Genomic DNA, 22,028 nt, shown 5'->3' with positions numbered 1-22,028 from the left:
TATTTACAATCATGATTCAGCCCCATAAAATTACCCTTATGACATTCAAAAAACATTTCCTACCCATCGCATTTCTGGCACTTTGTTCATTGGAAGCAGCAGCGCAAACCGGGGAAAATTATAGCTGGACCAACCTTCCAAAAGCTCAGCAGCCCGTTTTTAAGCGTGACACGGTTCGGATAACGGCATACGGGGCACTGCCCGACGGTCACACGCTGAACACAGCCGCGATCCATAAGGCGATTGATGCGGTGAGTAAGCGGGGCGGGGGCGTTGTAATGGTGCCCGCGGGACTTTGGATGACGGGCCCGATTGTCATGAAAAGCAACATTAACCTGCATTTAAGCGAGAATGCGACGCTGCTTTTCACGCCGGATAAAACGCAATATGCGCTTACGGAAGGTTTTTATGAGGGCAAAAGTGCTGCCAGGAATCAATCGCCCATTTCCGGCATCAATCTTGAAAATGTTGCGGTAACGGGCAAAGGCATCGTGGATGGCAATGGTGACGTTTGGAGGGCGGTTCACAAAAGTCAGTTAACAGAAGGTCAGTGGAAAGAGAAAATTGCTTCCGGGGGTGTTCTCAAAGATGACGGTAAAACGTGGTATCCCAGCGAGCAATTCAAGAAAGCCAGCACCGAAAATAAAAGTATGCTGCTGACACCGGGCAAAACGCCAATGGATTTTGCGGATATGAAGGATTTTCTGAGGCCCAACCTTGTGGTTTTCAACAACTGTAAAAAAGTGTTGCTGGAAGGTGTGACATTTCAGAACTCAGCGGCCTGGTGCATCCACCCGCTCATGTGCCAGGACCTGACCATCCGCAATGTGCGTGTAAAAAACCCGGAATACGCGCATAATGGCGACGGAATGGATATCGAATCCTGCAAAAATTTCCTGATCGAAGGCTGCACGCTGGACGTGGGTGACGACGCCATTTGTATCAAATCGGGCAAAGACGAAGAAGGCAGGAAACGCGGCATGCCCACAGAAAATGGCCTGATCAGGAATAACATTGTTTACAACGGGCACGGCGGCTTTGTGGTAGGCAGCGAAATGAGCGGGGGCGCAAGAAATATTTTTGTCCAAAACTGCACATTCATGGGCACCGACAAAGGCCTGCGCTTCAAATCCGTGCGCGGACGCGGAGGTGTTGTGGAAAAGATCTATGCAAAGGACATTTACATGAAAGACATCGCTCAGGAAGCGATATTTTTTGATTTATTCTATTTCGTAAAGTTTGCAACGGACGGCGCACGCGATATGCGGGAAGTGGTGAACGAGGGGACGCCAGTTTTCCGGGATATGCATTTTGAAAACATTGTCTGCAATGGCGCCGCCAAGGGCGTGTTCATCCGGGGGCTTGCCGAAATGCCGATCAGGAACATTGTGATAGAAAATATGGTCATTACCGCCGAATCAGGCATGGAACTGACGGACGGTGATAACATTCAATTCAAAAATGTTCATTTGATCACAACAGAAAAAAGCAAGGCCGTTAACCAGGCGAAGTGAAAATAAATTTTATATTTTTTATCTTCTTTGACGCCAAATGGTTGAGATATCGCATCATTAACTGTAAATTGTTAATCTAATAGATACGGATAGCCTGACAAGGCGCGTAATTGCTATGCGATGATACTCCTGGACCTTTTGGGTGTGCTGATCGTGGGCGTCAGCTTCTTCTTACTAAGCCATATTGTCGATCTTTTCAGACCGAAACGCAAACGCGTGGTGCACCGAATCCCTCCGCGCTTGCCGGAAAAACGCCAGCGCAGACAGATCAAAGCCGATCTGGATAATTTGCTGGTGCGCTACAATCAAGGCATCCTAAATGAGCAGCAGTACTACTACGAGGCAAACGAACTAATTGATCAGCTAGCCGATGTACTTGAAACAGAGGCTTCATTTAGCCACTAATAATGCTTTTTAACGAGAAATAACCCACATTTTTTTTCAATTAATTATAAATGTTTACGTTTTTTACAAAACATTGACAATCCATTTGTTAGGTTAAAAAACATTTTGGTTTATGAGTTCAAATCTAGAGGAAAAGCGCAGGGAATTGTTTGAGCTTCATAAGGCGAAACTCGGGGCGGATGCACCGCTGATGAGGAAACCTGTTGAAAAAGTGGTGGTTGAAAAAAAAGTCGAGCAGCCGAAAGCGCCGATCAGCCAAAGGGACAAGATCAAATATGCAGTTTTCGCTGTGACCGGCATTATCGTAGTTATTGAATTGCTATTTTTGGCAAAAGAGGCGGGTTGGTTGAAGTAAACTGCGAGTGACTTAAAAATGAAGGGAACGTTCCTGAAAACATTAATTGGCCTGGGTTTATCCTGCCTGGGCATGTTCCCGGTTTTAGCTGCTGAGAGTGGAAGGGTGCTGCGGTATTCCTTAAAAGAAGGTCTGTCTTTCGGCATTGTAAACAGCATTGTTCAGGATAAACAAGGGCTGATGTGGTTTGCAACCGGCGACGGTCTCAACCGGTTCGACGGCACTTCTTTTAAAGTCTTTAAAAACAGCCCCAATAACAAGCAAAGTCTTTCTGGCAATTACGTCAAATCGGTGTTCCGCGATCAGGACGGTACTATTTGGACCAGTTCCCGCAACGGCCTGAACGAGTTTATATCCGAAAAAGAGATTTTCAAACGCCACACGCCAATGCCGGACAAAGGCAGCGCGGGCACAGATGTAAGCGACATTTCCCAGGCGCGGGATGGCAACCTCTGGATCTCATTAAACGGCGCCGGATTTGCTCTTTTCAATAAAAAGGCTCAGAAATTTACCTATTACAATCAGCAAAACCTCAAAAATCTCAACACCAATTCGATCCTTAATGCATTTGAAGATTCCAAAGGCCTGCTATGGCTGGGGACACGGGAATCGGGGATTGATGTTTTTAAGGTGGATAAAAACAGGAAGCTTGCCAAAGCCAGCCTGGACTTGCATAATGTCCCTTCCACGCGAATCAACAGCATTTATGAGGATCATTTAGGTAATGTCTGGATTGCGTCGGCCAGGGGTTTGATTTTATTCAAACGAAATGAGTCCAGGTTCTACAATTTACATTTGCCCGGAAACCACCGAAGCGATATATATCTTTCACTACTGGAAAACCATCGCGGGCAACTGCTCGTAGGCGTGCAGGACGGCGGACTTTACAGCCTGGACCTCACGCAACTGACGGATCGGAAGCCGGAAGCTTATGCTTTTGAGAAGGTCAATAATTCAAAAAACGAAGGCATTACACAGCGTTCGGTCCAGTCTATTTACATGGATGCCGACCGCAATATCTGGCTCGGAACTTACGGCGAGGGCGTTTACCTGATCAGCAGTATTCCCGAGAAATTCAGAAGTTTTGAGAAGAAAATCCAGGATTCGAGGGCCGAAAGTTACCTGCGTTTTTACGGCATGTGCATGGATAAGGATGGATTTCTGTGGCTGGGAACGGACGGGGACGGCATTTACAAAACCAAAAGTTCGGGTGAAACAGTGAAGCATTATGCGGTTAGCAATGCGCCGGGCGGGCTTTCGGACGGGGCGGTCATCGCGGCACACCGCGGCAGGGATGACAATTTATGGTTTGGCACCTATTCCGGCGGCCTTTTCCAATATGATCCCGCGAAAGACTCCTTTAAACAATTTGCCAATATCCCCGGAAACCCGGCGAGCCTTAGCAAAAACGATGTTCGGGTTATTTATGAAGACCGGAAACGCAATCTGTGGGTCGGGACCAATGGGGGTGGACTGGCTCTTTTCGATCGTAAAAAAGGCACATTCCAGAATTTTGTGACCACAAACAGCAGCATCAATTCCAACGATGTGCGGGCGATAGAAGAGGATGGAAAGGGAAATCTCTGGATCGGCACTTATGGCGGCGGGCTGAATTATCTGAATGTTAGCACGATGCAGTTCAAGTCGTTTTTCAATGAGCCGGGCAAAGCGGGTTACTTGTCGAACCGCATCATATTTTCACTGCTTTATGACGCAAAAGACAGGTTGTGGATCGGCTCGGAGGGAAACGGGCTTTTGATCTTTGACACGAAAAACGGCACAACACGGCATTTCACTGAAAAGAATGGTCTCGCGAATGATGTCATTTACGCGATTCAGGCAGAAAGCGTTGATAATATTTGGTTTAGCACAAACAAAGGTTTGTCCAGGATTAATCTTTCCAACATGCAGATCGATCATTACGACCAGAGCAATGGATTGCAGGGCGGGCAGTTCAATCCCAATTCGGCGCTTTATATAGAGCGTAAAAAAGCGATGATTTTTGGCGGAACCGAAGGCTGGAACCTCTTTTCTCCGGCTGACATCAAGCCTTCGGCCTACGAACCCAAAGTAATGATCACCGGTCTGCAACTGTTCGGGCAAAATGTAGCAGTGGGTGCCAAAAAAGATGGCAAAATCATCCTTGAAAAGCAGATTGCTGATCAGAAGGAGATCATTTTGCAGCCCAGTCAATCTGTTTTTGCCATTCAATATACTGCATTAAACTATGCATATCCCGACCGTAACCGCTTCGCTTACAAGCTGGAAGGGTTGGATATGGATTGGAACTACGTTCAAAACGAGCGGTCGGCGACTTACCGTTATCTGCCGCCGGGCGATTATTATTTTAAAGTGAAATCTGCCAATCAGGATGGCATTTGGTTTGAGAATGTGGCTAGCCTGCATGTGCGGGTTTTGCCGCCCTGGTATCAGAGTTGGTGGGCATATTTGCTCTATATGGCTGTTGCAGGCTTGATTATCTACTATTACCAGCAATATAAGATCCGGCAGGCGCGGTTGAAATATGAAGTGCAGATGGCGCACTTTGAGACCCAGAAAGAGAAAGAACTGAACGAGAAGAAACTGGCTTTCTTTACACACATTTCGCATGAATTCCGCACACCGTTAACCCTGATTATCAACCCCGTAAAAGAATTATTACTCAAAGCCGAGAACCGCCACCCCGATCAGAATAGCCTTAACATTGTGTATCGCAATGCAAAACGGCTGCTAAGTATGGTGGATCAGCTGCTGCTTTTCAGAAAAGCGGACAGGGAAGCGGACAAGCTGAACCCGGCCGTTCAGAACATTACAAAATTGGCGCTTGAAGTTTTTCATTGTTTTACGCATCAGGCTGAGCAAAAGCACATTAACTATCAGTTTGTGAGCCCGAACGAGGATCTGGAATTGATCGCAGACCGGGAAAAAATAGAAATTGCGCTGTTTAACCTTGTTTCAAATGCAGTCAAATACGCGCCAAAAAATGGAAATGTGAAACTGGAAATCACTGAAATGGGTGAACAAGTGCAGATCACCGTCAGTGACTCGGGTCCTGGCATTCCGGCAAATGCAGGCGATAGCATTTTTTCTGTATTTCACCAGTTTCAGGATGGCCGGTTTCCTTCCAAAGGCGGCTTCGGTATCGGTTTGTATTTGACCAAAACCTTCGTTGAAAGCCATTTTGGAACCATTCACTATGAATCAATTTCAGGGAGCGGCACTATTTTCACGGTTTTATTATGGAAAGCGCATCCGCAATTATTGACGACCGATCGGCCGTTCAGCGGCGAGGAAGGGAATTCCGTGCTTTTGGAAGAACTTTCGGAAGACGGCACTTTACTTACCTCATCTGCTATTTCCAAACATCAAATGGTTGTGGAAGAGCTTAGCTCCGATATCAAAACCATGCTGATCGTGGAAGACGACGCGGATATCAGGCAATATATTGGCCAGGCATTTACCGGAAAATTTAAGCTTTTGCAGGCAGAGAATGGCGAAGATGGCATCGCGCTGGTAAGAAAACATTTGCCTGACATTGTCATCAGCGATGTTTTCATGGATGGTATCAGCGGGATTGAGATGTGCGGCCAGATCAAAAGGGACTTGACATTGAGCCACATTCCGGTTATCTGCTGACAGCCAGCACTTCCCAGGAATCGCGGTTGAAAGGCATTGAAGGCGGCGCGGACGATTACATTAGCAAGCCATTTGACAAAGCGTTGCTCGTGGCACGGGTGGATGCGATCCTGAAAAGCCGGAATGATCTGCAAAGATATTTTTACAACGAAATCACATTGCAGGCAAACGACTTCAAGATTTCGTCGGAATACAAGGAGTTTCTGAAAGAATGCATCCGTGTCGTTGAAAACCATCTGACCGATCCTGACTTTTCCATTAAGGTGCTCGCTGCCGAAATCGGGATGAGCCATTCGACATTATATAACCGCATCAAATCTATTTCGGGCCAGTCCACCAACAGCTTCATCCGCTTCATTCGCCTCCGCCGCGCTGCTCAAATTTTGATCACGACGGACATCACCATTTCGGAAGTGGCTTATCAGGTTGGAATCAATGATATCAAGTATTTCAGGGAACAATTCCACAAGCTTTTTGAAATGAAGCCATCGGAATATGTCAAAAAGTACCGCAACCCATTCCACGAAAATTTCCAGGTTAACCGAGGTGTTTTTCAAAATAAATTGGACAATTAGTCGATCCAATTTCAAAATTTCTTTTTCAAATGCCCGATTTCTCATGGATCGGGCATTTTTTATTGATATACCCCCTTCTTAATGTGAAAATGACCCCCGCCTGCCAAATACAAATAATCATACTTTTGATTGGTCAATTCATAAAACGGCTGACCGGCTTTTTGTAATGACAACCAATTACCTTAATTATTTAACCATTGATTTATGAAGAAATCTTTTCGAAGAAGGTGGGCGTTGCCTGTGGTGTTTAGCGGAATCGAGGCCAGGATGTGGCGGCATATCCGGCTGACTCTTTTCCTGGCAATGATGTCGCTCTGCGGTTTTGCGCAGAATGCATTTGTGGTGAAAGGGACTGTTACTTCTGAAAACGGAGAATCGCTTCCGGGTGCAAGCGTGATCTTGAAAGGAACATCCACCGGAACCACAACCGACGCAGACGGTAAATATTCACTCAGCATCTCTGATCCGAACGGCACACTGGTATTTACTTACATTGGCTATATCAATCAGGAAGTTGCCGTGGCAAACCGCAGCGATATTGAGGTGAAATTGCTGACCAATGACAAAACATTGCAAGAAATTGTGGTGGTAGGTTACGGAACGCAGAAAAAGGCAACCTTAACGGGGTCTGTTTCAGAAGTGAAAGGCGCAGACATTGTAAAAAGCCCGCAGCCAAACCTTTCGAACTCATTAGCAGGCCGCTTTTCTGGTTTTGTTGCCAATAACAGGGGCGGGGAGCCGGGTTATGACGGTTCCAGTTACACCATCCGCGGTTTCGCATCAACTGGAAATAACGATGTGCTGGTCGTAGTGGACGGAATTCCTGGTCAGGTTGGCGGTTTGGAACGTCTGGATCCAAATGACATTGAGAGCATTTCCATTTTGAAAGATGCTTCTGCCGCCGTTTACGGCAGTCGCGCGGCGAACGGCGTTATCCTGGTAACCACCAAAAGAGGGACAACCGGAAAGCCGGTCATTTCTTACAGTTTCAACCAAGGTTTCTCATCCCCGACAAGGCTTCCCGGCCTGGCTGATGCACCAACTTATGCGAACATCCTGAACGAGATCGACTATTATAACAATCCTGCCGGCGGCATGAACCAGTTTTATACAGCCGAGGAAATCGAGAAATTCAGGAACGGGTCCGATCCATTGAATTACCCGAATACGGATTGGCAAAAGGAGACCCTGAATAAATTTGCATTGCAAAATCAGCACAATCTGGGCATTAACGGCGGGACGGAGAATGTAAAATATTATGTGTCGCTGGGGACGATTTATCAGGATGGTTTATACAAAAACGGCGCAACGAAATACAAGCAATATAACTTCCGCTCAAACATTGACGCCAATGTTACGAAGGATTTCAAAGTAGGCCTTTCGGTATCAGGACGCCAGGAAAACCGTCAATTTCCGATTTCTTCTGCTGGGAACACATTCCGCTCCATTTACCGCGCTTATCCAACCGTCATTTCGCGCTACCCGAACGGATTTTACTCCACAGGCGTAGAAAACAGCAATCCGGTGGTGCTGGGAAAAGATATGGGCGGAACGATCAACAACCCGACTTCCGTTTTTAACGGGATACTTCGCGGAAGTTATGACCTGCCTTTTGTAGAGGGATTGTCTGTGGACGGATTTTTCTCAGTGGATAAATCTTTCAATTTCTCTAAAAATTTCAGCACACCTTACACGCTTTACAACTACAACGGCGATACAGGCGCTTACAATGCTGTGGTGACAGGCGGCTCGGCAGGAGCTGCGTCCCTGACGCAATCCCAGCTGAACATTACCAACGTCACGCAGAACATCCGGATGAGCTTTTTGAGACAATTCGGTAACCATAACGTGAATGCATTTGTGGCTTATGAGCAAAACAAGCGTAACGAGGTGAAATTTGACGCGTCCCGCATCAATTACCCGACCGTTTCAACGCCTGAACTTTCACAGGGCGGCGCGGCAGCCACGGACAAAAACAACTCCGGAAGCAGCTATAATTTCACTCGTAAGAGCGTGATAGGCCGTATCGCTTACAACTTCAGCGAAAAATATCTGGCCGAAGTGCAGGCCCGTATCGACGGTTCTTCCGTATTTCCGAAAGGAAAACAATTCGGCTTTTTTCCCTCTATATCAGCCGGTTACCGTATTTCGGAAGAAGATTGGTTCAAGAACAGCGTGAATTTTATTAATGATCTTAAAATCCGTGCTTCTTACGGTTCGCTGGGTAATGATAACGTTGGCCAATTCCAGTATTACAACAACTATTCTTTTGTAAACCAATATGTGCTTGGTTCCAATGTAATCACGCCTGGCATTGACCTTACCAAGCTCGCTAACCCAAACATTACATGGGAAGTAGCTAAGAAAATGGACATTGGGCTTAATGCTGTTATCCTCAAAAATTTCAGCTTAGAAGTTATTTATTTCCAACAAAAGCGGTCCGATATCCTGGCGGCAAGAAACGCCTCTATTCCAAACACTTCCGGAATTGTGAATCCGTTTAAAACCACCGATAACACACCTTTGGTGCCGGATCAGAACATTGGAAAGGTGAATAGCTCTGGTTTTGAAGCCACATTGGGTTATAATCACTCAGGAACATTCCGCTACAACATTTCTGGAAATGTGACCTATGCCAAAAGTAAGGTTGTATTTATGGACGAAGCGCCGGGAACACTGGATTACCAGCGTCAGACAGGCGGGCCGCTTTACACCAATTTGCTGTACAACTCGATCGGCATTTTCCGCACGCAGGCAGATCTGGACGCATATCCGCACCTGAAAGGCGCACAATTGGGTGACCTGATCCTGGAAGATTATAACGGCGATGGCGAAATCACAGCCGACGACCAGACCAGAACGCCTTACGGAAATGTGCCTTTACTGACATATGGATTGGTCTTGAATGGGGGTTACAAGGCATTTGACGCATCGGTTGTTTTCTCAGGCCAGGGCATGGTAAGCCAGTATGTGCTTCCTGAATCGGGACAAGTAGGAAACTTTTACAGCAGTTGGGCCGACAATCGTTGGAGCCCAAGCAACCCGGAAGGTTCTTATCCACGTGTTGATACGCGCGCTTCTTCTTCCATCAACGGGGGGCTTTATGCCAACACGTTCTGGCTGGACAACGCATCATTTGTGCGTTTGAAAAACATTGAAGTGGGTTATACATTGCCAAAAGACGCATTGTCGAAGATTAAAATTGCGTCCCTCAGAATCTACGCCAGCGCATTTAACCTCTTCACGATCACGGGTGTGAAAGATTATGATCCCGAAGGAAATAACACCAGCGGACAGTTTTATCCGCAGCAGAGGATCTTGAACCTGGGTTTGAACATTAAGTTTTAATTGAATATTGAAATGATAAAGCAAATAAAAAATATAATCATCACGGCCGTTTGCGGAGCTTTCGGGCTCGCGGTTGTTGCTTGCCAGGAGAATTTTCTGGATGTGGTGCCTACCGACCGTGTTTCCGATGCATCCATTTTATCCGACTCGGTTCTTTTCGAATCCTTTGTCATCAACCGCTACATGGGCACGCGCCTCACCGACAAAGAAGCCGAAGGCACATTGCCTGGCTTCGGACGTGGTTTTGAATATGCCATGTGGTCGTCGCTGACGGACGAATCCATTTACAATAACGATGACAACACCTGGGTGATCCAGCGCGGACAGCTTGCTCCTGAAAACACAGGGATCGCAGGAACGCTATGGGGCAGAAGTTACAGAAGCATCCGTGAGATCAACTACGCGCTGGCCAATGTGGACAAAGTTCCAATGAGCCAGGGGAAAAAAGACAGACTGAAAGGTGAGCTGCAATTCTTGCGCGCATTCCGCTATCACGACCTGATCCGTAATTATGGTAAAGTGGTGTTGCTCGGTGATAAAGTATACGAGTTGGGAGACGATCTCACAAGTCAGGATCTTTTTAACCGTTCGGAAATCAAAGCGGGCATTGAATATGTAGTTGCGCAGCTGGACGAAGCAAGTGCACTTTTGCCAAAAGACAATGACAACGGTTCCTGGAAATTGGGTCGCGCCACCAAAGGTGCTGCTATGGCATTGAAAGCGAGATTGTTGCTTTACGGTGCGAGCCCATTGTACAATGCGGCAACCTGGGCGCAAGCTGCTGCGGCTTCCAAAGCCGTGATGGATTTGAATAAATACAGCTTGTATACAGGCGGTTATGGCAAAATTTTCACAGTGAGTGACCATTCAGAAATCATTTTTGGCCGTCTTTATGCGCAGGGAGCGCGCCATGTGTGCCTGGAAATAGCCAACGGCCCAAACAGCTACAATGCCTGGGGCGGTAATGTGCCGGTGCAAAATCTGGTAAACGATTACGAAATGATGGACGGCACAAAGATCACAGAAACCGGGACCAGCTACAATCCGCAAGATCCGTACAAAGGCCGCGACCCGCGTTTTTATGAAACAGTCCTTTACAACGGAGCGACTTACCGGGGAAGCACCATTCAAACATTCACACCCGGTGGCAAGGACAGCAAAGACGGCCCGTCCAACTGGAACACTTCCAAGACAGGTTATTACCTGAAAAAATTCATGAATGATGCCCTGCCGATCGATAACCCGTGGGACGTTGCAGGAACACAAACCTGGATCTATTTCCGTTACGCCGAAATATTGCTCAGCTACGCAGAAGCACAAAACGAAGCCGTAGGACCCGACGCATCTGTTTACGCGGCGATCAATGCGGTAAGGCGACGTCCGGGCGTAATGATGCCGGTTTTAAAAGCGGGGTTAACCCAAGCCCAAATGCGTGAAAAAATCCGCAACGAGCGCCGCATCGAGCTGGCCTTCGAGGAGCACCGCTTCTACGACGTCCGCCGCTGGAAAATCGCCAACGTAACCGAGAATGCACCGGCAAACGGCATCGAGATCGGTAAAAGCGGCAATGCATTTACTTACAAAGTAAAGGAAGCCCTAACCGGAAAAGCATTCACCGATAAGCAATACTGGCTGCCAATCCCAAGGGCCGAGATCCAGGCTTCGAACAACAAGCTGGAACAAAACCCGGGGTATTAACGTAGTGCTAGCCGCTACGTCGGATTAACGCTTCGGCTGAATAAGGGCGTTGTGCTAGCTGCGTCTTAGTGCTAGCCCTTCGACCGCCTTTGGGGTTGTGCTTGCCAGCGACTTAGTGGATGCCCTTCGGCTCCGCTCAGGGTGACAAGCAGGCCGCCTTGTCACCCTGAGCGGAGCCGAAGGGCATCCACCAAGCCACCAGCTAGCACCATGTCCCTTTGACCTGTCACCCTGAGCGGACCGGGCCGCCGGGCGGTCGAAGGGCAACCACAACGTCATTCACCACCTAACCAAACCAAAAACCAACAAAACCTTGAATCCAACCAAACAACTCCTATCAACCCTTCTCTTTGCATTAACCCTAACATCCTGCTCCTCAGCAACGCCGGGCACTGTCAACGGGCCTGGCGGCAAAGCGGAGCCTATAACCATCACCATTAACCCCGCTAAAACCTTCCAAACTATCGAACATTTCGGAGCCTCCGACGCCTGGTCGTGCCAGTTTGTGGGTAACTGGCCGGATGTTAAGAGGAACGGGATTGCGGATTTGCTTTTCAGCAGCGATACGCTGGGGAATGGGAAGCCGAAAGGCATTGGGTTGTCGTTATGGCGTTTCAACATTGGCGCGGGAACGGCTGAGCAGGGCGATGCCAGCGGGATCAAGGATGTATGGCGGCGTGCTGAGTCGTTTTTGAATAATGATGGCACTTATAACTGGAATAAGCAAGCCGGGCAGATCTGGTTTCTGAAAGCTGCGAAAGAGCGCGGTGTGAGTGAATTTCTTGCGTTTCCAAACAGTCCGCCGGTGCAGTATACGGTGAATAAAAAGGGTTATGCCAATGGCGGCAAGCCCAATTTAACGGCTGAGCATTTTGATAAGTTCGGTAATTTTATGGCCAATGTTGTCAGCGGCGTTCGCGAAAAGACGGGGATTACGTTCAACCACATTAGCCCTGTGAACGAGCCGCAGTGGGACTGGAGCGATGGCGGGCAGGAAGGCACACCGTTCTTCAACAACGAAATCGCAGGCATTGCAAAATCGCTGAGCGCATCATTGATCAAAAATAAATTACCTACAAAAATCGACATTGCCGAAGCCGGACAGATCGATTATCTCTATTCGGAATTCAATAAACAGGGCAGAGGCAACCAGATCTATGCATTTTTTGATAAAACATCACCCGATTACATTGGTAACCTGCCTAACTTAACCCAAACCATTTCCGGTCACAGCTATTTCACCACTTCGCCTTACAGCAAGGCTGCTTCAAAAAGACAGGAAATTGCCAAGGCATTGCAAACCACGCCGGGGCTGAAATACTGGATGTCGGAATATTGCATTTTAGGGGATAATGAAGGAGAGATCAATGGGAGCGGCCGCGATCTGGGGATTGGAGCAGGCATTTACATTGCCAAAGTGATCCACAATGATCTCGTCAATGCCAGCGCTTCCGCTTGGCACTGGTGGATAGCCATTTCGCCTTATAACTACAAAGACGGCCTTATTTATATTGACAAAAACAAAACGGACGGCAGCTATCAATCTTCCAAAATGCTGTGGGCATTCGGTAATTACAGCCGCTTCGTCCGTCCGGGAGCAGTCAGGACCGAAGTTTCTGCATCCTCAGCCAGCGAGGGTTTATTGATTTCTTCCTATAAAAATACCGACAACCAGCTCGTAACCGTCATCATCAATGATCAGCAAAAAGCAGCCGACATTGCGCTTGATTTGCCAGGTTACAAGCTTTCAAACATGAAAATCTATAAAACCTCGGCCACCTCAGACCTCGAATTAAGCCCCGTTCATGCGGGAAGTCCGGTGACCGTGGAGGCAAAGAGCATTGTAACGATTGTGGGCCGGCTAGCGCAATAAAAATCATTTTCCTTGTGAATACAGTCGTCGGGGGTTAGTTTTAGGCCGTGAAAAGGTTTATCCGAAATATGCTCCTGGCGATTGTCATTCTTGATACAACATCTTTGTATCAGGTCATGAAAGCGCCGTCGCTGATTAAGCATTTTCTTGAACATCAATCTTTGGATCAGAATGTGAGCTTTGTCGACTTCCTTTCCATGCATTACTGGGGTGAAGATCTGGACGACAATGATGACGAAAAAGATATGCAGCTGCCTTTCAAGAAAATTGAAATGCATCACGTCAATTTCTTCTTCGTCGCCCATCCGGAACGATTCACATTCATGCACAATTCACAACCCATTATCAAAGCCGATTACGGCCCCGACCAGCCTCAGGTTGCGTATAGTACAACGCTGGGTTCTCTTTTCCGCCCGCCCCGAGTTTAAATATATATCAATGTGACGGATTGCTGATCCTGAACACCGTTTGTGCTCCATAGGGCGCATATGGCCTCATTTGCTATATATTTATTATGATTCGATATGCTGAATAAAATTATCCGGTTCTCTGTGAAGAACAAACTGGTAATCGGGATATTCATGCTGCTGTGGGTGATCTACGGCACATATGAAGTGACCCAATTACCTATAGATGCCGTTCCCGACATTACCAATAACCAGGTGCAGGTGATCACCACCGCGCCGTCACTGGGCGCCGAAGATGTGGAGCGCCTGATTACTTTTCCCATCGAACAGGCCATTAGCAATATTCCCGGCCTGAAAGAGAGTCGCAGCATGTCCCGTTTCGGGCTTTCGCTCATCACCATCGTTTTTGATGACGCATCCGATGTGTACTGGGCCCGGCAGCAGGTTACGGAAAGGCTTTCGCAAGTTGAAATAACCGAGGATGCCAATACGCCGCAGCTCGCACCCGCAACAACCGGGCTTGGGGAAATTTATCAATATGTACTGAAACCGAAAGACGGGTTCGAGAAAAAGTATTCCCTGGCCGACCTCCGCACGACACAGGACTGGATTGTGCGGAGGCAGCTGCTGGGCACGCCGGGCGTTGCGGACGTTTCCACTTTTGGCGGCGAGCTCAAACAATATGAAGTAGCCGTGATCCCGGCAAACTTGAAAGCACTTAACCTTTCGATCAGTGATGTGTTCACCGCATTGAGCCGAAACAACCAGAATACAGGCGGTGCGTATATAGAGAAGGGTCCAACTGTGATGTACATACGCAGTGTCGGACTTGCAGGTTCGATGGACGACATTCGCAAGATTGTGGTGAAAAATAATAGCAACGGAGCGCCGGTGCTGATCAGTCATGTGGCGGAGGTGCGGCTGGGTTCGGCGATCCGTTATGGTGCGCTCACAATGGCAGGCAAGGGCGAGCTTTCGGGCGGGATTGTAATGATGCTGAAAGGCGGGAATTCTTCCGAAGTGATCAAAAACGTGAAGTTACGCGTGGCCGAAATTCAAAAAACATTGCCTGAGGGAATGGAAATCGAGCCATTTCTGGATCGTACCAAAATGGTTGATAATGCCATCGGGACAGTTGAACACAATCTTTTGGAAGGCGCATTGATTGTGGTTTTGATACTGGTCCTGTTCCTGGGAAACCTGCGCGCCGGACTCATTGTGGCGTCGGTGATCCCGTTATCCATGCTTTTTGCCATCACCATGATGAATTTCTTCGGCGTGAGCGGCAATCTGATGAGCCTGGGTGCGCTGGATTTCGGGCTGATCGTGGATGGCGCGGTGATCATTGTTGAGGCCATTTTGCATCACATGCATTTTTCCAAAAAATATGTGAATGTAGAACGGGTTTCCCAAGCTGAAATGGATGAAGAAGTGACCGGTTCGGCCTCGCGGATGATGAATGCTGCGGTTTTTGGCCAGATCATCATTCTGATCGTTTACTTGCCCATTCTCTCCCTTTCCGGAATTGAAGGAAAGATGTTCAAGCCTATGGCACAGACTGTTGCGTTTGCGGTGATGGGCGCATTCATTTTATCGTTGACCTACATTCCCATGATCAGCGCATTGTTGATCAGCAAGAAAATTGTTCATAAACCTAACTTCTCCGACCGCATGATGACGCGCCTTGAAAATGGTTACGCCCGGCTGTTAACCGGCGCATTAAGGATCAAGAAAACGCTTGTGATTTCGGCATTTGCATTGTTTGGTTTCGCGGTGTTTTTATTTATGCAAATGGGCGGAGAATTTATCCCGCAACTTGAAGAAGGCGATTTTGCAACGGAAACACGGCTGCTCGTCGGGACCAACCTGAGTACAACCATCGATGCCTTCAAAGTCATTTCCGAGAAACTGAAAGCCGATTATCCCGAGGTCGAAAAAATAGTCTCCCGCATCGGAAGCGCAGAAATCCCCACCGATCCGATGCCGATTGAAGGCGGTGATATGATTATTGTGTTAAAGGACAAATCGGAGTGGAAAAGTGCTAAAACCTTCCCGGATCTGGCCAGCAAAATGGCCGCCACGGCACAGGAAGTAATGCCCGGCGTCACAACCGGATTTCAATATCCCGTGCAAATGCGTTTCAACGAGCTCATGACCGGCGCCAAGCAGGACGTGGTTTGCAAAATATTCGGTGAAGACCTCGACAAGCTCGCCGCCTATGCCGAGCAACTGGGAAGCATTTCTAAAACCGTTGACGGGACAGCGGACTGGTATATCGAAAAAGTGACCGGCATGCCACAGGTTGTGATCGAATTTAACCGAGACGAAATTGCCAAATACGGCATGAACATTGACGACGTGAACCGCACCATTAATGCCGCTTTCGCGGGAGCCGCCGCCGGACAGATCTATGAAGGTGAAAAGAAATTTGATCTCGTCGTGCGGGTCGGTAATGAAGGTCGCAGAAATATCAATGATGTTCAAAACCTGCTTATTACCACACCGGGAGGCATCCAAATCCCGCTTTATCAGGTTGCCAGCATTCAGGAAGTGGAAGGTCCGAACCAGATCCAGCGCGAAAATACACGAAGGCGCATTATTGTTGGTTTCAATGTACGGGGCCGGGATGTGCAGTCGATTGTGGAGGAGCTGCAAGGGAAAGTGGATGCGAAAATGAAGTTTGAAGCTGGTTATAGCATTACTTATGGCGGGGCTTTCGAGAATTTACAACAAGCCAAAGCCCGGCTTATCATCGCCGTTCCTATCGCACTGCTATTGATTTTCATCATGCTCTATTTCGCTTTTTCTTCGGTAAAAGACGGCTTGCTGATCTACACAGCCATTCCGCTTTCTGCGATCGGAGGTGTCTTCGGGCTTGCTTTGCGCGGGATGCCTTTCAGCATTTCGGCAGGTGTTGGCTTCATTGCATTGTTTGGCGTGGCGGTGCTCAATGGCATTGTGCTGCTTTCCGAGTTCAACAGAATCCGGAAAGAGGGCGTGATCCAGGATGCATTGCAAGTGGTGATGACCGGCACGCGCAACCGGCTGCGCCCTGTGTTAATGACGGCGGCTGTGGCTTCGCTTGGTTTTTTACCCATGGCATTGAGCAATGGCGCAGGTGCCGAAGTGCAGCGTCCACTCGCGACGGTGGTGATCGGCGGACTCATCAGCGCAACATTACTTACGCTTTTTGTGCTGCCGGGTTTGTATTTGTTGTTTGATAAAAAAGTGAAAATCAAAGGACTTCAACCAGTCCTAATATTGCTGCTAATGCTCTTTGGCCATTCCAGTTTCTCTCAAACCGCACAAACGCCCATTGACCTGGACAGCGCCGTAAAAATTGCATTGGAAAAAAACTTACAGGCAAAAAGCGACCGGCTGGGTGAAAAAGCGAGTGAGCGCCTGCAATCCAGTTCGTTCGACATTGCCAAAACGAACATCAGTGCGGATTATGGAAAAGTGAACAGCATTAACAATGATAACCGCATCGGGATCAGCCAGACATTCAATTTCCCGAGTGTTTATGCCAATCAGCGGAAGTTGCTGGAAGAGAACTTCCTGGCTTCCAGGGCCAATACGAGGCTTACGGAACAGGAAATCCGCGCCAATGTGCGTCAATTGTTTTTCGAATACATTTCCCTCACCGAACGAAAGCGGTTGCTCACTTATGCGGACAGTGTTTACCGGTTATTTGAAACTAAATCCAATCTCCGGTTTGAAAAAGGAGCTGCCAATGTTTTGGAAAAAACGGCGGCAGAATCGCGCAGGCAGCAAATAACCAATCAATTGAACCTGATCAATAATGACCTCGAAATCGCTGTGAGGCAGTTTAATTTTTTTGTTCAGGATTCGAAAACCTACATACCAAAGGCGGATCAGCCCAAAATAAATGATCCGCTGATCGCATCCGATTCTGCTGCCATCCGCGAACTCCCGTTAATGGAACTGGCGCGCCATCAGAAGGATGCTGCCCAATATCGCTGGCAAACAGAAAAGTCAAAACTGCTGCCGGACATTACGGTCGGCTACAACAATCAAACGCTGATCGGTCCGCAGATGGTGGGAGGTCAGGAGCTTACTTATGGAGCTGGAAAACGATTTGGTTATGTGAGCGCAGGCATTGGCATTCCGTTGTTTTTTAAAGCACAAAATGCTCGTGTGGCCGCTGCAAAGCTCGATTGGGAAAGGAACCAAAATCAGTCGGACCTGATCGGCTTAAAGGTGCGGAATGACCTCGATAATGCCAGCCAGCAGATCAGAAAATACCAGCAAAGCCTCCAATATTATGAAGGGCAGGGACTAAAAAATGCCAACGTGATCATTGCCACCGCCGACCAGCAATTCCAGGAAGGGGACATTGATTTTCTGCAATGGGCCATCGTCGCCGACCAGGCGATCACGATTAAAAACGAGTATATCAATGCGTTGAACAGCTACAATCTGGCTGTCATTGATTGGTTGAAACTGAACAACTTATAAGAACATTCAAATGAAAATTCACACCATTATCTGTCTGAGCATGTTGCTCATGCTTGCCTGCAAAGACGAAAAACAACCGGAAACGGCCCAAAGTGAAAAAGCCGCTGCTGACCCGGCGCAAAGTGAAACATTTGTCTCCGTCAGCGACGCCCAGCAGAAAAGCGTGGGCATAGAAGTGGGCACGCCAGCATTTGAAAATATCAGTGGCGTGCTGTCGCTGCAGGGGAAAATCGACGTGCCGCCGCAGAGCACGATAAGCCTCAGTTTTCCTTTGGGCGGTTATTTGAAATCCACCAAAATGCTCCCTGGCATGCATGTACGCAAGGGTGAGGTTTTGGCCGAGTTAGAGGATATGCAGTTCATCCAGCTCCAGCAGGACTACCTGACCGCCAAAGAAAAGCTGCTCCTGGCAGAATCCGAATTCAACCGCCAGCGCGACCTGAATGCGAGCAAAGCCAGCAGCGACCGGGTTTTTCAGCAGGCCAGGGCAGAAATGGAAACCCAGCGCATTCTCGCCAGTGCATTGGGACAAAAACTGGAAGTGATTGGCATTGATCCGGCTAAACTCAAAGCGGATAAGATCTCCAAAAGTGTCTCTATTAAGTCGCCTATCAATGGTTTTGTGTCCAAAGTCAATGTGAATGTCGGCAAATACACCGCGCCGACGGACATGCTTTTCGAGCTCGTTAATCCCAGCGACATTCATTTGGTTTTGAATGTGTTTGAAAAAGACTTGGGCGCACTGTCAGTGGGCCAGCGCGTAACCGCTTTCACCAATGGCGATCCAACGAAAAGATTTCAGGCCGAAATTATTTTGATCACAAAAAGCCTCGATCAGGACAGGATGGCCGAAGTGCATTGCCATTTTGAGAAATACAGTTCAACGCTCGTTCCGGGCATGTTTATGAATGGTGAAGTTTCGGTGAGCAATAAAAAAGCACTCACGGTTCCCGAGGATGCGCTCGTGCGCTGGGAAAATAAATTTTACGTTTTCACAGACAATGGAAGCGGCAACTTCGAAATGATCCACGTAAAACCCGGCGTCATCAACGACGGCAAGCAGCAAATTGAAGCAAAAGGCATTGACAATAGCACCAAACTGGTTGTGAAGAATGCTTATGCGTTGTTGATGAAGATTAAGAACACGGAAAAGGACGGGTAGGGAGCTGCTGATTTGCATTCTTGCCCATTTCTTCTGAATATTCGTTGCCGGAATAATGTGCTCATTGTTCCGGCAATGGTGTAGCTCAAAGTAAAAAAAGTCGCAGGAAATGAAAGTGTTTGTAGTTGGTTCGGGTAAGTTGGCAAGTGCAATGCTGTCCGCCAAAGCGACATTTCAAAACTGTGACCTCATTCCGTGGGAAAGTGCGTTTCAACATGCATCGGAGCAGGCAATCATCCTGCATTGCGGTTCCGGGCGACAGATTGCTGAATGCATAATGTTCTGTGAGCAAACCGCTTCCACTTTCATTGAGCTTTCGACCGGGCTTGAAACGGAGCATTTAACACCGGATTTTCCACTTGTCATTTGCCCGAACACTTCTATGTTAATGCTCAAAACCATGGCTATGCTGGGGCAGTTTGGGAAACAGTTTAAAGACTATAACATTACACTTACCGAGTCACACCAGGCAGCGAAACAGACCGAGCCGGGAACTGCTTATAACCTTGCTAACTCGCTTGGGTTTCCTGTTGAGCAGATAATTTCTGTTAGAGATCAGGAAACGCAATCCGCTGAAATCGCCATTCCGGATGATTTTCTTGGCAAACATGCTTACCATAAAATCGTTATTCAGGATGGAAACGACGCTCTGACCATCGAAACAAAAGTCCTCGGACATGCGTCCTACGCGGCGGGTGTACGGCAAATTATTGATCTTGTTTTAAATAAAAATCTCGAAAACCGGCGGTATAACATCCTGGAATTCATGCAATAGCCGAAAATATAAATGAGTACGAAAGCACCATTTTTTGATAAAAAACTGATCGTAAGCGCTATTATAGTTGTTTTTGCCAGCGCGCTCGTCGTTGTCGTGATCAAGAACGCCGAAAGCATTCATCTGCCTTACATTGTTGCCGTGTTAGCCGCGATCGTTCTCGGATTTATTGAGCCGCGTAAGGGATGGTTTCTGGCATTATTACAATGTATCCTGATTTTAACAGGCTATTTTTTATTCACCGAATCGCCCGAAAATACCGCGCAGCAAGAACTCGAAAATTTCAGCCTTTACGGCTCTCTGATCCTTACATTTGTCGCGAGTTTTTTAGGCGGTTTCATCAAAAGAGCATTGAATACCCAATGATTCGAAGCGGTTTTACAAATATTTCTTCATATAGGTAATAATGTGCGTCCAGTCGCCCGGCATTACGCTATGCCCGCCGTCGTGCATGAAATACCCGAGTTCGTTCAGGAGTAATGAAGTGTCACCGGCAGCTGGCATAACCGTCGTTTCAGGGCCTTTTTCTTTGAACAACTTGTAAACCGGAGCAGCCGCCACGGCAGACAAAAACTCACCCTTCGGATCAGACCAGTAATCGGTGCTGCCCGTTTGCAAAAGCAATGGTCTGGGTGCTATGAGTGCCACAAGCATGTGTCCGTCAACAGGTAAGCTGCTCACATTGGCCGCGTAATCGTGGTATTTGGGTGCAAATTGATATAAATAACGGCTCGGATCAGAAATGTGCTGGATCGTTTCGCCATAATGCCGCCTGCTCAGCGCCGCGCCGCCTTCGCCGGAAATGCTGGCGATAATGACTTTGTATCTAGGGTCGTGCGCGCCTGCCCAAAGCACCGTTTTTCCCAATGGCGAAGCGCCTTGCAATGCAATACGCTTGCTATCAATGGATTGATCCGTTTCGAAATAATCCATGGCACGGCTTAACCCCCAGCCCCAGGCCGCAATGGCGCCCCATTCGTCGGGAGCGGTTTGTGTTTGTCCCGGTTTTAAATAAAGGCTCCTGATTCCGTGCTTAATGCCGTCTTTGAAATCAGGTTCAATATCACCATAATACACGGTGGCAAAACCGAAACCGGCGTCGATAAATTGCTCGACATTCATTTTTCCAAACGCGGTCGGCTTATCCGCTTTCACGCGCAGGCCTTCCTTATTCCAAACATTGCCTATCATCAGCCCAGGATCGTCAATGAGCTGATTATAAGCGATAAATGAAATGTTCATCAGCAAAGGGACGGGCTTGGTGGCGGCGGCAGGAACGTAAATGACCAGGTTCATTTTATGGTCTGATGTGTCTTTGGTAAAATAAACCGTAACCTGTTTGCGTGTCGCTTTGCCATTGAATGCAGGCGTTCCTTTATCGAAAACATTAAAATGCATATCAGCCGGTCGACCGGGCATTTTACCAAACTGAGATTCTTCAAACAGCTTCACGATTTCCGGGCGCCGCTTTTTTGTCCAAACCTCCGCACTCGTCACTTTCTGACCGTCATTGGTTTTCAGCAGATCGGGGAGGGTGTAGGTGCCCACCGAATCCTCGGAATAATTGACGGGAAAACCAGCGACCATAGTCGGGCGATTCGCAGCTTGCTGTTGTGCGGCTGCGATGTAACCGGCGGAAAGTAAGCAACCGGTTATCCACTTTCTGGCAGAAGCGCGAAGCGGCGATTTTACAGATCTTTGCATAGAATCAATTTTTACCATTTTTAACATTATATAAGATGCAACGGATGCTTTTGCGGTAATGTAGCCTGGATATTTTCACATTCCATAATCCTGAAAA

The 22,028-nt window shown here is 47.8% G+C and carries 14 protein-coding genes; 13 read left to right on the top strand and 1 reads right to left on the bottom strand.

Going from position 1 to position 22,028, the window contains the following annotated elements; genetic code table 11:
* The first annotated feature begins 38 nt into the window (after positions 1 to 38).
* The 13 genes from NFI81_RS08225 (at position 39) to NFI81_RS08160 (ending at position 20,593) form a co-directional block, all read left to right on the top strand.
* Positions 39 to 1,514: a glycoside hydrolase family 28 protein gene (locus NFI81_RS08225; RefSeq protein WP_234612984.1), complete on the top strand. Its 1,476-nt coding sequence runs from the start codon at positions 39 to 41 to the stop codon at positions 1,512 to 1,514.
* A gap of 120 nt (positions 1,515 to 1,634) precedes the next feature.
* Positions 1,635 to 1,919, top strand: a complete 285-nt coding sequence (locus tag NFI81_RS08220) for a hypothetical protein (RefSeq protein WP_234612985.1) — start codon at positions 1,635 to 1,637, stop codon at positions 1,917 to 1,919.
* Positions 1,920 to 2,031: 112 nt separating this feature from the next.
* Positions 2,032 to 2,274 carry a hypothetical protein gene (locus NFI81_RS08215; protein WP_234612986.1) on the top strand — a complete coding sequence of 81 codons (243 nt, stop codon included), beginning with the start codon at positions 2,032 to 2,034 and terminating at the stop codon, positions 2,272 to 2,274.
* An 18-nt stretch (positions 2,275 to 2,292) separates the two neighbouring features.
* A complete protein-coding gene (locus NFI81_RS08210) occupies positions 2,293 to 5,910 on the top strand; it encodes a two-component regulator propeller domain-containing protein (RefSeq protein WP_234612987.1) in 3,618 nt (1,205 codons plus the stop codon).
* Complete coding sequence (locus NFI81_RS26425) at positions 5,856 to 6,485, top strand: response regulator transcription factor (RefSeq protein WP_275976845.1); 630 nt, start codon at positions 5,856 to 5,858, stop codon at positions 6,483 to 6,485. The genes NFI81_RS08210 and NFI81_RS26425 overlap by 55 nt, the downstream gene beginning before the upstream one ends.
* Positions 6,486 to 6,689: 204 nt before the next feature.
* Positions 6,690 to 9,833, top strand: coding sequence for a SusC/RagA family TonB-linked outer membrane protein (locus NFI81_RS08195; RefSeq protein WP_234612988.1), 3,144 nt, complete (start codon positions 6,690 to 6,692; stop codon positions 9,831 to 9,833).
* Between the two features lie 12 nt (positions 9,834 to 9,845).
* Positions 9,846 to 11,531, top strand: coding sequence for a RagB/SusD family nutrient uptake outer membrane protein (locus NFI81_RS08190; RefSeq protein ID WP_234612989.1), 1,686 nt, complete (start codon positions 9,846 to 9,848; stop codon positions 11,529 to 11,531).
* 313 nt (positions 11,532 to 11,844) lie between these two features.
* Positions 11,845 to 13,404 carry a glycoside hydrolase family 30 protein gene (locus NFI81_RS08185; RefSeq protein WP_234612990.1) on the top strand — a complete coding sequence of 520 codons (1,560 nt, stop codon included), beginning with the start codon at positions 11,845 to 11,847 and terminating at the stop codon, positions 13,402 to 13,404.
* Positions 13,405 to 13,451: 47 nt separating this feature from the next.
* Positions 13,452 to 13,832 (top strand): hypothetical protein, encoded by a 381-nt coding sequence (locus NFI81_RS08180; RefSeq protein WP_234612991.1) that lies wholly within the window; start codon positions 13,452 to 13,454, stop codon positions 13,830 to 13,832.
* Between the two features lie 96 nt (positions 13,833 to 13,928).
* The gene (locus NFI81_RS08175) at positions 13,929 to 18,290 is read left to right on the top strand and encodes a CusA/CzcA family heavy metal efflux RND transporter (RefSeq protein WP_234612992.1); all 4,362 of its coding nucleotides are present in this window, start codon (positions 13,929 to 13,931) and stop codon (positions 18,288 to 18,290) included.
* A gap of 10 nt (positions 18,291 to 18,300) precedes the next feature.
* Positions 18,301 to 19,452, top strand: a complete 1,152-nt coding sequence (locus NFI81_RS08170) for an efflux RND transporter periplasmic adaptor subunit (RefSeq protein ID WP_234612993.1) — start codon at positions 18,301 to 18,303, stop codon at positions 19,450 to 19,452.
* A 109-nt stretch (positions 19,453 to 19,561) separates the two neighbouring features.
* The gene (locus NFI81_RS08165) at positions 19,562 to 20,227 is read left to right on the top strand and encodes a dihydrodipicolinate reductase C-terminal domain-containing protein (protein ID WP_234612994.1); all 666 of its coding nucleotides are present in this window, start codon (positions 19,562 to 19,564) and stop codon (positions 20,225 to 20,227) included.
* Between the two features lie 12 nt (positions 20,228 to 20,239).
* Positions 20,240 to 20,593: a hypothetical protein gene (locus tag NFI81_RS08160; RefSeq protein WP_234612995.1), complete on the top strand. Its 354-nt coding sequence runs from the start codon at positions 20,240 to 20,242 to the stop codon at positions 20,591 to 20,593.
* Between the two features lie 12 nt (positions 20,594 to 20,605).
* Here the strand turns inward: NFI81_RS08160 and NFI81_RS08155 are convergent, their stop codons facing one another.
* Positions 20,606 to 21,931, bottom strand: coding sequence for a glucuronyl esterase domain-containing protein (locus NFI81_RS08155; RefSeq protein ID WP_234612996.1), 1,326 nt, complete (start codon positions 21,929 to 21,931; stop codon positions 20,606 to 20,608).
* Positions 21,932 to 22,028 lie beyond the last annotated feature (97 nt).

Source organism: Dyadobacter fanqingshengii (genome assembly GCF_023822005.2).
In the GTDB taxonomy this organism is placed as follows: Bacteria; Bacteroidota; Bacteroidia; order Cytophagales; family Spirosomataceae; genus Dyadobacter; species Dyadobacter fanqingshengii.
This window is presented reverse-complemented; position numbering and strand designations above follow the sequence as displayed.